At 75.1% G+C, this 13,241-nt stretch carries 4 protein-coding genes; 3 read left to right on the forward strand and 1 reads right to left on the reverse strand.

The genetic code is table 11. From position 1 onward, the window contains the following. Positions 1 to 10: 10 nt before the first annotated feature. Positions 11 to 1,663, reverse strand: coding sequence for a phage tail sheath family protein (locus ACFXDE_RS05525; RefSeq protein WP_380491167.1), 1,653 nt, complete (start codon positions 1,661 to 1,663; stop codon positions 11 to 13). A gap of 202 nt (positions 1,664 to 1,865) precedes the next feature. Here ACFXDE_RS05525 and ACFXDE_RS05530 point away from each other — a divergent pair, with 202 nt between their 5' ends. The 3 genes from ACFXDE_RS05530 to ACFXDE_RS05540 all read left to right on the forward strand — a co-directional run bounded on the left by ACFXDE_RS05530 (position 1,866) and on the right by ACFXDE_RS05540 (position 13,207). Further along, positions 1,866 to 2,546 carry a hypothetical protein gene (locus tag ACFXDE_RS05530; RefSeq protein ID WP_380491169.1) on the forward strand — a complete coding sequence of 227 codons (681 nt, stop codon included), beginning with the start codon at positions 1,866 to 1,868 and terminating at the stop codon, positions 2,544 to 2,546. Positions 2,547 to 2,768: 222 nt separating this feature from the next. Next, positions 2,769 to 7,751 carry an amino acid adenylation domain-containing protein gene (locus ACFXDE_RS05535; protein ID WP_380491172.1) on the forward strand — a complete coding sequence of 1,661 codons (4,983 nt, stop codon included), beginning with the start codon at positions 2,769 to 2,771 and terminating at the stop codon, positions 7,749 to 7,751. Continuing rightward, the gene (locus ACFXDE_RS05540; RefSeq protein ID WP_380491174.1) at positions 7,748 to 13,207 is read left to right on the forward strand and encodes an amino acid adenylation domain-containing protein; all 5,460 of its coding nucleotides are present in this window, start codon (positions 7,748 to 7,750) and stop codon (positions 13,205 to 13,207) included. Before ACFXDE_RS05535 ends, ACFXDE_RS05540 begins: the two co-directional genes overlap by 4 nt. Positions 13,208 to 13,241 lie beyond the last annotated feature (34 nt).

Genomic DNA, 13,241 nt, shown 5'->3' on the forward strand with positions numbered 1-13,241 from the left:
GAGGGTGCGCTCAGACCTGGATCTGGCCGGCGAGCTGCTGGATGTGGATGATCACGAACTCGGCGGGCTTGAGCGGGGCGAAGCCGACCTGGATGTTGACGATCCCGCGGTCGATGTCGTTCTGCGGGTTGTTCGTCGCGTCGCACACCACCTGGTAGGCGTCCCTGGGCGTGCGGCCCTGGAAGGCGCCCTGGCGGAACAGCGTGTTCATGAACGCGCCGACGTTGAGCCGGATCGAGGACCACAGCGGTTCGTCGTTGGGTTCGAACACCACCCACTGGGTGCCGCGGAACAGGCTCTCCTCGATGAACAGGGCGGTCCGGCGCACCGGGACGTACTTCCACTGGTCGGCGAGGACGTCGGCGCCGACCAGCGTCCGCGCGCCCCACACGAGGTTGCCGAACACCGGTCGCCGGCGCAGGCAGTTGACGCCGTACGGGTTGAGGATGCCGTTCTCCGGGTCGGTCATCGGCACGAGCGGCGCGACGACGCCGGCGAGGCCCGCGTCGGTGCCCGCCGGGGCCTTCCACACGCCGCGCGCGACGTCCGTGCGGGCCCACACCCCGGCGACGGCGCCGCAGGGCGGGAAGTCGCGGACGAGGTTCTGCTGTTCGGTGTCGGCGAGCAGGACGCGCGGGAAGTACACGGCCGCGTTGCGGGCGCCCGGGTCGCCGGCGAGCGGCAGGCCGGTGCCGCCCGGGGCGGCGGCCCTGGTGACGTCGGCCACGTTGTGCCAGGCGTCCGGCGGGTCGACGACGAGCATCGCCCGGCGGTCCAGGCAGAGCTTGGCGGCCTGGGGGAGGATCCCGGCCGGGCCGTTCTGGCCGGGCGGCCCGGGCAGGCAGAGGATGTTGAAGATGTCGGTCTTGAGCAGCTGGTAGATGCCCTGCTTGCCGTCCTTGACCGGGGAGCTGTCGCCGAGGTAGTCGGCGGCGACCGGGGTCGCCGTCCCGTCCAGGCCGCCGCCGGCAGTGACGTACCAGTTGCCCTGGCCGGGGCCCTTGCCGTCCGGGAACGGGTCCTGGCCGGGCGGGACGTCGGTATTGGCCGCGAGCAGCCTGCCGTCCGCCGAGGCCGGGACGGTGACGAGAGCGGAGGCGGCGAGGGCGACGCTCAGCCGGTCGGGGCTGCCGGGCAGCGAGCTGACGTTGAGGTAGCTCTCGGTCACGCCGGTGACGGCGTCGCGCAGGGTGAGGTTGAAGCTCTTCTGGTCGGCGGCGCTCGCGGCCTTGTCGCGGGTCTGGTGGTCGACCCGGGCCCGCAGGTGGTTGCCCCAGTCGCCGGGGCTGACGGCGGTGAGCGTGACCGCGTCGGCGGCGGCGCCGGAGGCGGCGGGCAGGACGAGCGTGGCGGGCGCGGGGTAGCTGGGCCCGTCGGCCGGCGGGTTCTTCGGCTTCACGGCGGTGATCCGGACGATCTCGGCCTCGGCGCCGCCGTTCTGGAAGAACTGGTAGACCGCGTAGCTCAGGTCGGAGGTGCGGTCGAGGCCGCCGAACTCCCGCTCGTAGTCGGCCCAGCTGGTGATGTGCACCGGGTCCGTCACCGACCCGCGCGGCGCCGTCCCGACGAACGCGGCGATCGACGTCGGCACGCCGACGATCGTGCGCACGGCGCTCGGCAGCTCGTCGATGTACACGCCCGGATAGGTGGGGCTGATGGGCATCGTGGCTCCCTTCGCGAGGGCAACGGCTGCGCCCGCGGACACCGCCCAGCGTCCGGGCCGGCCATCACGGCGGCGTCACCGCGGCCGCACGGCGCGGAACGCGTGGCGTGACGCGGCCGTGACGGGCGTCCGCACCCGGGGAACCTTCGCGGGGGCCGGGGCGTCTGTCGTCCGGTAACGATCACGCGATGAAGGAGCGTTCATGTCGTACTGCCCGCCGAACCCCGAGGAGTCCTGGCTGATGGGCGGGGTGATGTCGGTCCTGCAGACCGGCATCGACGTCCAGCTCGGCTACTGGGCGGGCGGGGACGAGCTCAGCCACGACGACGGCAGCAGCAACCGCTGGCAGCTCCGCTGGGTCGACGGCGGCCGGGCGGTGCTCACCGGCTTCGACGTCGACTACAGCACCGAGCGCGAACTCGACGAGTTGCTGCAGGGCGCGCCCGACTGGCTGCCGCTGCGCTGGTCCGGGCTCACCGACCGGATCGCCTTCTGCTACTGGTGGGAGAGCGGCGCCGGCGCGTGGGACTGCGCTCCCGTCGAGGACGACCGCGGCGTGGGGATCACGGGCTCGCTGGACCGGCTGGAGTCCCTCCTGACCGACCGGGTGATGGAGCGGATCCCGGAGCCGGAGGACGAGGACGACGACGAGGTGGACGAGGACGCGTACCTGGACGAGTTCACGCGGAAGCTGGAGGAGCTGGTCGAGGCGGCCAGGGAGCAGCGCCTGACCGAGCGTGAGCTGGCCCCCGTCCTGGGCTTCCTGGAGGAGCCGGGGCGGCTGAACCTCGCCGACGCGCTCGACAACGCCCGGGACGCCGGGTTCACGCCGGGCAGCTCCCGCCCCTGGGAGCGCCCGGCACCAAGTGTGCATGTCAACTGACGTGCATTGTACGGCTGTTGACGTTCCGTAAGGACATGGACGACGCCGCGTCATGATCCCGCACCGCTCAGGACCGAATCGGAGGTGACCTTTCCGGCATATCGAACGAGTGGTGGAATTGTGCTGGTAGTGCGAACATCTTTACCCCATCATCTCCGGAGGTACACCACCCATCCGCACCGGCCACGAGCCGGTGCGCGGGCCACCCCTCAGGAGTAGTGGATGAGTTCGACGGAATTCCCCGCACTGGATCCCACGGCCACCCTCGCCGGCCTGATCGAGGCCCAGGTGAGACGCACGCCGGACGCCGTCGCCGTGATCGACGGCGAGCGCCGCCTGACCTACCGCGAACTTGGCGAGCGCTTGACCTCCGCCGCCGCCCGCCTCGCCCGGGCCGGGGTCGGCCCCGGGACGCTGGTCGGCGTGTGCCTGCCGCGCTCGGCCGAACTGGTCGTGGCCCTGCTCGCGGTGCTCCGGGCCGGCGGCGCCTACGTGCCGCTGGACCCGGCCTACCCCCAGGACCGGCTGGAGCTGGTGATCGGCGACGCACGGGCGCCGGTCGTGCTCACCGACCGGGCGCACGAGCACCTCGTGGCGGGGGCCGGGGCCGCCGTCCTGTACGCGGGGCCGGACGAGCAGGGTCCGTTCGAGCAGGGTCCGGACGGGCAGGGTCCGACCGCTCCCGTCGCGCCGGTGGGCAGCACCGACGCGGCGGCGGCGTACGTCCTGTACACCTCCGGCTCCACCGGCCGCCCCAAGGGCGTCGTCGTCCCGCAGCGCGGCGTCAACGCCCTGCTGCGCTGGGCCGCCGCCACCTACCGGCCCGAGGACGTGGCGGGCGTGCTGTTCGCCACGTCGGTCTGCTTCGACATCTCGGTGTACGAGGTCTTCTTCCCGCTCGCCGTCGGCGGCACGGTCGTCGTCGCCGAGAACGCCCTCGCCCTGCCCGACCTGCCCGCGCGCGACGCGGTCACCCTCGTCAACACCGTCCCCAGCGCCATGGCGGCCCTGCTGCGCGGCGGCGGCCTGCCCGCCGGCGTACGCGTCGTCAACCTGGCCGGGGAGGCGCTGCCGCGCCGGCTCGCCGACCAGGTCCACGCGCAGCCCGGCGTCGAGCGGCTCTACAACCTGTACGGGCCCACCGAGGACACCGTCTACTCCACCTGGGCCCTGGTCGGCCGGGACGAGACCGGCGAACCCCTGATCGGCCGTCCGGTCGACGGCACGACGGCGCACGTCCTGGACGAGCGGCGCGCGCCCGTGCCGGAGGGCGGGATCGGCGAGCTGTACCTGGCGGGCGAGGGCCTGGCGCACGGCTACCACGGCCGCCCGGACCTCACCGAGGAGCGGTTCGTGACCGTCGGCGGCGAGCGCTGCTACCGCACCGGCGACCTCGTCCGGCGGCGCGCGGACGGCAGCCTGGAGTACCACGGGCGCGCCGACCACCAGGTGAAGGTGCGCGGCTTCCGCGTCGAGCTCGGCGAGATCGAGGCCGTGCTCGCCGCACACCCGGCGGTGGAGGCGGCGGTGGCCGTCGTCCAGCACGACGACGCGGGCGCCTACCTGGCCGCCTTCGTCCAGTCCTCCCGGGAGCTCGCGCCCGGCGGGCTGCGCGCCCACTGCGCCGCCGCCCTGCCCGGCTACATGGTGCCGCTCGCGATCGGCGTGCTGGAGCGCCTGCCGCTCACCCCCAACGGCAAGACCGACCGCGCGGCCCTGCCCGCGGTGGCGCGCGGGCGGGACGGCCACGGCGTGTTCGTCGCGGCGCGCACCCCCGTCGAGGAGCGCATCGCCGGGCTGTGGCAGGAGCTCCTCGGCATGCCCAGGGTCGGCGTGCACGACGTCTTCCTCGACCTCGGCGGCCACTCGCTGCTCGCCGCGGGCGTCCTCGCCCGGGTCGAGCGCGAGTACGGCGTCCGGGTGCCGCTCGCCGAGTTCTTCGCCGCGCCGACCGTCGCCGCCCTGGCCCTGCGCGTCGCGCGCGGCGGCGGGCGCCCCTCGGTCGCGCCGCCCGTCCGCGAGCCCGGACTGCCCGCCGAACCGACGGCGTTCCAGCGCGACCTGTGGCTCCAGGAGAACGTCGAGGCCGGCACGTCGCTCTACAACGTCCCGCTGCGCGTCCGCGCGACCGGCACCCTGGACGCCGCCGCGCTCGGCCGCGCCTTCACCGAGGTCGTCCGCCGCCACGAGGCGCTGCGCACCGCCGTGATCGGCCGCGCCGGCGAACCCGCCGTCGAGGTCCGCCCGCCCTACGCCGTCGACGTGCCCGTGCACGACCTCACCGGCGCCGACGAGGCGCTGCTGGACGCCGCACTCCGCGCCGAGGCGGCCCGCCCGCTCGACCTCGCCACCGGGCGCCTGCTGCGCGTGCTCGCGCTGCGCACCGGCGAGGACGCCCACGAGCTGCTGATCACCGTCCACCACGCGGCGATGGACGGCTGGGCCACCGGGCTCCTCCTCGCCGAGCTCGACCGCGCCTACCGGGACGGCGAACTCCCGGAGCCCGGACTCCAGTTGTCGGACGTCGCCCGCTGGGAACAGCGCGCGCACGCCGCCGCCCGCGAGGACGCGCTGCGCTGGGGCGACGGCCTCCTCGGCCTCGACCACGAGCAGCACCTGCCCGGCGACCGCCCGCACCCCGACCCGCAGGACTACGCGGGCCGCCGCATCGAGCGCCGGGTCCCGGCCGAGCTGCTGCGCGCCGCCGAGCGGTGGGCGGCGGAGGAGGGCGCGAGCCTCTACATGGCGGTGGTCGCCGCGCTCGGCGGGGTGCTGCACCGCTACACCGGCCGCACCGACGTCGCCGTGCTCAGCCCGTTCGCCGTCCGGCCGGTGCCGGAGCTGGAGGGGGTGCTCGGCTCACTGGTCAACACCGTGGCGCTGCGCTTCGGCGTCGCGGGGGCGGACACCTTCCGGCAGCTGGTCGGGCGGGTGCGTCCGGCGGCGCTGGACGCGGCCGAGCACAGCGTGCTGCCGTTCGTCGAGCACGCGCGCCGGACGGCCGGTGCGTCCGGGCGGGCCTCGTCCCCGGTCTCGCAGGTGCTGGTCGCGGTGCAGAACCATCCGGTGGCCGGGGCCGAACTCCCGGGCCTGAGCCTGGAGTTCGTCTCCGAGGTGTGCAACGGGACGGCGAAGACGGACCTGTCGCTGTTCCTGGAGTTCCCGGCGGACGGGCCGCTGCTGTCCGCCGAGTACCGGACCTCGCGCTATGACGAGCGTTCGGTGCGCGCCGTCTTCGACCACCTGCTCGCCGTGCTCGCCGCCGGGATCGCCGAACCGGACCGCCCGCTCTCGGAGCTGGCGATGCTGTCGGCCGCGGAGATCGCCGCCGCCGAGGACGGCATGGTCCGGGCGGACACCCCGGTGGCCGACCTGCGCCTGCACGAGCTGTACGCCGGGTGGGACCCTTCGGCCGTCGCCGTGTCGGCCGCCGACGGCAGTCTGACCTACGGCGAACTCGGTCTGACCGCAGGCAGGCTGGCGTCCGTCCTGGCCGCCGCCGGCGCCGGACCCGGCGGGCTGGTCGCGGTGGCCGTCCGCCGCGGGCGCCTGCTGCCCGCCGCCCTGCTGGCCGTGCTGCGCAGCGGCGCCGCGTACCTGCCGCTGGACCTCGACCAGCCGCTCGCCCGCAACCGGGCCGTGCTGGACGACGCCGGAGTCTCGCTGGTCCTGGCCGAACAGGCCGACCGGCACGACGAGTTGTTCGCGGGCCGGACGGTCGTGGCGGCCGACGGCCAGGACGTGGACGCGGCCCCGGTCGCCCCGCCCGTCGCCGTCGGCCCCGAGGACCCGGCCTACCTGCTGTACACCTCCGGCTCGACCGGCACGCCCAAGGGCGTCGCGGTGCCGCACCGGGCGATCGTCAACTTCCTGCGGGCGATGGAGGACCTCGTCGGCCTCGACGGGCAGGACGTCATGGCCGCCGTCACGACCGTCACCTTCGACATCGCCGGCCTCGAACTGTGGCTGCCGCTCACCGTCGGCGCCCGGGTCGAGATCGCCGACCGGGCCACCGCCACCGACGGCGCCGCCCTCGCCGCCTGGCTGGAGCGCACCGGCGCCACCCACCTCCAGGCCACCCCCGCCACCTGGCGCATGCTCCTGGAGGCCGGCTGGACCGGCCATCCGGCACTCACCGCCCTGTGCGGCGGCGAGGCGCTCACCACCGACCTCGCCCGGGCCCTGCTCACCCGCACCCGGACGCTCTGGAACCTGTACGGGCCGACCGAAACAACCGTCTGGTCCACCGCCCTGCGCGTCACCCCCGAACTCGCCGCCCACGACGGCGTGGTGGCCCTCGGCGAGCCGATCGCCAACACCCGCCTGCACCTCCTCGACGCCGCCGGCCGGCCCGTCCCGGTCAACGGCATCGGCGAACTCGCCATCGCCGGAGCCGGCGTGGCCCTCGGCTACCACGGCCGGCCCGACCTCACCGCCGACCGCTTCGTCGCCGAACCCGGCCGCCCCGACGGCGCGCCGATGTACCGCACCGGCGACCTCGCCTGCCGCCGCCACGACGGCCGGCTGGAGTACCACGGCCGCGCGGACGCCCAGGTGAAGCTGCGCGGCTTCCGGATCGAACTCGGCGAGATCGAGGCCGCGTTGACCTCCGTGGACGGCGTGACGGCGGGCGCCGCCCGGCTCGTCGACACGCCCGCGGGCCCGGTCCTCGCCGGGTACGCCGTCACGGACGGCACGCTCACCGAGGACGACCTGCGCCTCGCCCTGGCCGCCCGCCTGCCCGACTACATGGTCCCCGCGGGGCTCCTGCTGCTCGACGCCCTCCCGCTGACGCCCGGCGGAAAGGTCGACCGGGCCGCGCTGCCCGCCCCTGAACTGGGCGGCCTCGGCGCACCGCCCGAGGGCGACTGCGAGGAGATCCTCGCCGAGGTGTGGCAGGAGGTCCTGGGCGCGGTCCGGGTCTCCCGCCACGACGACTTCTTCAGCATCGGCGGCCACTCGCTGCTCGCGACCCGCCTGACGGCCCGCATCCGGGACACCTTCGACATCGAGGTGCCCCTGCGCGCGGTCTTCGGCGACCGCACCTTGGCCGCCATGGCCCGCCGCATCGAAGACCTGCTGCTCGCCGACCTCGACGACGAGCTCGCCGCGCTCGGAAACGACGCGGCGGGCGAGGACGCAGCGGGCGATGACGCAGTGGGCGAGCACGCAGTGGGGGACACCACCATGGGGGACGACGCATGACCGACCGACCAAGAGAAGGCACCGCCGACGCCCGGCGCCAGGAACTGCTGCGGCAGCGGCTCGCCAAGGCGAAGGCCGCCAGAGCCGCAGCGGCGCCGGCCAGGGCCGCCATTGCGCCGCGCCCCGCCGACGAGCCGATGCCGCTCTCCTCCGCGCAGCGCAGGATGTGGTTCCTCGCCCAGTACGAGCCCGACAGCGCCGCCTACCACATCCCGCTCGCGCTGCGCATCGCCGGGGAACTCGACGAGGCGGCCCTGGCCGCCGCCCTCGCGGACGTCGTCGACCGGCACGAGGTGCTGCGCACCGTCTACCCGGCGTCCGAGGGCGAGGTGCGGCCCGAACCGCTCGCGGCGGGCGCCTTCGCCCTCGCCACCGCCGACGTCCCGGCCGCCGCCGTGGACGCCCGGCTCGCCGAGGAGGCCGCCCGGCCCTTCGACCTCGCCGCCGACCCGCCGCTGCGGGCCGTCCTGCTGCGCACGGGCGAGGGCTTCGTGCTCAGCCTCGTCCTGCACCACATCGCCGCCGACGGCTGGTCCCTCGGGGTGCTGTTCGCCGACCTCGGCGCCGCCTACGCGGCCCGCCGCGAGGGCCGGGCGCCCACGTGGGCGCTGCTGCCCGTCCAGTACGCGGACGTCGCGCACTGGCAGCGCACCGCGCAGGCCGCCGAGCTCGCCGCGCAGGAGACGTGGTGGCTGGAGCGGCTGCGCGGCGCCGCCACCACCGTCACCGTGCCCACCGACCGGCCCCGCCCGGCCGTCGCCGGCACCCGCGGCGCACGGATCACCGCCGAGTTCGGCGCCGAGCGCTCCCGTCGCATCCGCACCCTCGCGGAACACACCGCCACGACCCCGTACATGGTGCTGCTGGCCGCCCTCCAGACCGTCCTCGGCCGCTACACCGGCAGCGACGACGTCGTGGTCGGCACGCCCGTCGCCGGGCGGACCCGCAGCGAGACGGAGGCGCTGGTCGGCTGCTTCGTCAACACGCTCGCGATGCGCACCGACCTTTCCGGCGAGCCGACCGTCCGCGCACTCCTCGGCCGCGTCCGCGAGGGCGCCCTGGGCGCGTTCGCCCGTCAGGACCTGCCCTTCGAGCGGCTGGTGGACGCCCTCGCGCCCGAGCGCGAGCTCTCCCACACCCCGCTCTTCCAGGTCCTGCTCAACGTCCACAACCAGGACCGGGCCAGGCCCGAGCTGCCCGGCCTGGACGTGGCCTGGCACCCGGTCGGCACCGACACCGCCAAGTTCGACCTCTCCGTCGCCGTGGTGGACGAGGACGGCGCCCTGCTCGCCGACCTCGTGTGGCGCGCCGAGCTGTACGACGAGCCGACGGTCCGCCGGTTCTTCGGCCACCTCACCACCGTCCTCGACGCGATGGCCGCCGACCCGGACCGCCCGCTCGCCGAACTGCCGCTGCTCACCCCGTCCGAGCGGCGCCGCCTCGACGCCTGGGACGACACCGCGCGCACCTGGGACCTCACCGGCACCCTGCACGGCCTGGTCGAGGAACAGGCCCGCCGCACCCCGCACGCGCCGGCGGTCCGGGGCGCCGACGGCGTCCTCACCTACGCCGAACTCGACCGGCGCGCCAACGCGCTGGCCCACCGGCTGCGCGCCCTCGGCGTCGGCCCGGACCGCCCGGTCGGCCTGTTCGCCGAGCGCTCGGCCGCCCTCGTCGTCGGCATGCTCGGCATCCTCAAGGCGGGCGGCGCCTACCTGCCGCTGGACCCCGTCCACCCGGACGAACGCATCGCCGCACTCCTCACCGCCGCCGGCACCGCCGCGGTGGTCACCACCGACGACCTCCGCGCCCGCGTACCGGGCGAGGCCGTCGTCGTCCCGCCGCTCACCACCCCGGCGGAGCCGTGCGACGGGCCGCCCGAGGTGGACGTCCGCCCCGAGCACCTGTGCTACCTGATCTTCACCTCCGGCTCCACCGGCGCCCCCAAGGGCGTCGCCGTCGAGCACCGCAACTACCGCAACTACCTGCACGGCCTGCGCGAGCGGATCGGCCCCGGCAGCGAGGGCTGGAACTGGGCGCTGGTCTCCACCTTCGCCGCCGACCTCGGCACCACCAACGTGTTCGGCGCCCTCACCGGCGGCGGCTGCCTGCACCTGCTCACGCGCGAACAGGCCACCGACCCGGCCGCGTTCGCCCGGTACGCGGCCGAGCACCGGATCGACGCGATGAAGCTCGTCCCGAGCCACCTGGAGGGCCTGGCCGCGCACGGCGACGGCCTCGCGGGCGTGCTGCCCGCACGCCTGCTGATCTGCGCGGGCGAAGCGCTGCGCCCCGACCTGGTGGCGCGCATCCGCGCCGCCCGGCCGGACCTCCCGCTGCACAACCACTACGGGCCCACCGAGACGACCGTCTCGATGCTCGGCGCGCCCGTTCCGGTCGGGCCCGATGCCGCTGTCCCGCTGGGCCTGCCGTTCGGCAACGCCGGCGCCCACGTCCTCGACGCCCGGCGGCGCCCGGTGCCGGTGGGCGTGCCCGGCGAACTGTACGTGTCGGGCGGCGGCGTGGCACGCGGCTACCTGGGCCGCGACGACCTGACGGCGGAACGGTTCGTCGCCGTCGACGGACGGCGCTGCTACCGCACCGGGGACCTCGTGCGCCGCCGCCCCGACGGCGCGATCGAGTTCCTCGGCCGGATCGACCACCAGGTGAAGATCCGCGGCTTCCGGGTGGAGACCGGCGAGGTCGAGGCCGAGCTGACCGCCCGCCCCGAGGTCCGCGAGGCGGTCGTGGTCGCGCGCGGCGAGGGCGCCGCCCGCAGCCTCGTCGCGTACGTCGTGCCCGCCGTCCCCGACCCGGGGGACCTGCGGGCCGCGCTGCGCACCCGGCTGCCCGACTACATGGTGCCGGCGGCCGTGGTGCTGCTGGAGGCGCTGCCGCTGAACGCCAACGGCAAGGTGGACCGGCACGCGCTGCCGGAGCCGTCGCCGGTCCAACAGGTCTCCGGCGGGGGAGAGTTGGAGACGGAGGCCGAGCACGCCGTGGCCGGCGTCTACCGGCAGGTGCTCGACGTCGAGGACGTCGGCCCGGCGGACGACTTCTTCGCCCTCGGCGGGGACTCCTTCTCCGCCGTGCGCACCGTCCGGCTGATCGGCCGCGGCCTGTCGGTGATCGACCTGTTCCAGCAGCCGACCGTCCGCGCCCTGGCCGCCCTGCTCGACGCCCGGGCCGGCGGCGGCCCGGCCCAGGACGGTCCGCGCCGCCTGCTGCACAAGCTCACGCGCGGCGGCGAGCCGGCCGAGGTCACCGTCGTCTGCGTCCCGTACGGCGGCGGCAGCCCGATCACGTTCCAGCCGCTCGCCGACGCCCTGCCCGCCGGGCACCGGCTCTACGCCGTCGAGCTGCCCGGCCACGACCCGAGCCGCCCGGACGACGAGCTCGCCGAACTCGACGGCCTCGCCGACCGGTTGGCCGCCGAGGTCGCCGAGCGGATCGAGGGCCCGGTGCTCCTGTACGGCCACTGCCTCGGCGGCGCGCTGGCCACCGCCCTGGGCTCCCGCCTGGAGGCGGCCGGCGTCGACCTGCGCGGCCTCGCCCTCGGCGGGACGTTCCCGGCGGCCCGCCTGCCCGGCCGCTTCGCCGAGTGGTTCGCCCGCCGCATGCCCGGCGACCGGATGCTCTCCAACCGCTCCTACCTCGACTACCTGCGCGCGATGGGCGGCTTCACCGACGTCTACGACCGGGCCGAACAGGACTTCCTGGTCCGGGCGTTGCGCCACGACGTGCGGCAGGCCGAGGACTTCTACACGCGCGCGTACGGGGACGGGCGGCCCGCGCGCATGGCCGCGCCGATCCTGTGCGTCGTGGGGGAGAAGGACCGCGCGACCCAGCTGTACGAGGAGCGGTACGCCGAGTGGGAGCACTTCGGCGCCACCGTCGACCTCGCCGTGATCCCGCGCGCCGGGCACTACTTCCTCAAGCACCAGGCCGCCGAACTCGCCCGCGTCCTGGCCGGGTTCGCGGCGACGGGCGGCGTGGCCGAGCAGGTCGCGACCAAGCGCCCGGCGGCCCGCGCCGAGCTCGCGACCTTCGCCAAGGTGGCGATCGGCCAGTTCGTCTCGATGATCGGCACGAGCCTGTCCGGCTTCGCGCTCGGCGTCTGGGTCTACCAGCAGACCGGCTCCGCCTTCGACTTCGCGCTCATCTCGGTGGTCGCGGTGCTGCCCGCCGTCCTCCTGCTGCCGATCGCGGGCGCGGTGGCCGACCGGGTGGACCGCCGCAAGATCATGATCGTCACGGACACCGTCGCCGCGGCGGGCATGCTCGCACTGGGCCTGCTCCACTGGGCGGACCTCCTCCACGTCTGGCACATCTACGTGGTGGCCTGCACGGGATCCGTCTGCACGGCGTTCCAACGGCCCGCCTACCTGGCCGCGATCACCCAGCTCGTGCCCAAGCGCTACCTCGGCCAGGCCAACGGCCTCGCCCAACTCGGCACCGGCGCGGGCGACATGATGGCCGTCCTGGCCGGCGGCGTGCTCGTGTCGCTGATCGGCCTGCACGGCGTCGTCCTCTTCGACATGGCCACCTTCCTGACCGGCGTCACCTGCCTGCTGCTCGTCCGCTTCCCGGACGCGATGTTCGACAAGCAGGAGGAACCGCTGCTGCGCGAGGTCGTCACCGGCTGGCGCTACATCGTCCGGCGGCACAGCCTCGTCGCGATGGTCGTCTTCTTCGTCGTCTTCAACTATCTGTTCGCGGTCGCCACCGTCCTCGTCACCCCGATGGTCCTGGCCGACGGCACGTCCGTGGAACTCGGCGTCATCACCGCCGTCGGCGGTGTCGGCGCGATGGCGGGCGGTGTCGTCATGGCACTGTGGGGCGGCACCCGGCGCCGCGCGGTCGGCATGGTCGGCTTCACGTCGGTGGTCGGCCTCGCCGCCGTCGTCGCCGGCAGCGGACCGCACACCGCGCTCACGGCGGCGGGCATGTTCGTGCTGTGGGGCGCGCTGATCATCCTCAACGCCCACTGGATGGCACTCATCCAGACCAAGGTCGGCATGGAACTCCAGGGCCGCGTCCTCGCCACCAACCAGATGCTGGCCATGTCGATGATGCCGCTCGGCTTCCTCACCGCGGGCCCGCTCTCCGACCACGTCTTCGCACCGCTGCTGCGCCCCGGCGGCGCGCTCGCCGACTCCGTCGGCCTGGTGCTCGGCACCGGTCCCGGCCGCGGCGCGGGTCTGCTGCTCGTCCTGGTCGGCGCGGTCATGACGGTGTGGGGCCTGCTCGGCCTCGCGTACCGGCCGCTGCGGCTGCTGGAGGACCTGCTGCCGGACGCGCTGCCGGACGCCGAGATCGGGGACAAGGACGCGATCCAGGCCGAGGCCGACCGGCGCCTCGCCGCCCTGTCACGCCCGGCGCCGCCGCGGCAGACGCGCGGGGAGCCGGAACCCGTCGAGGACGAGCCCGACCCGGTGGGCGCCGCGCGGAGGTGACGGACGGGCGCGCCCGCTCCGCCCGGTGCGGAGC

Source organism: Kitasatospora sp. NPDC059408 (genome assembly GCF_042751525.1).
GTDB lineage: Bacteria > Actinomycetota > Actinomycetes > Streptomycetales > Streptomycetaceae > Kitasatospora.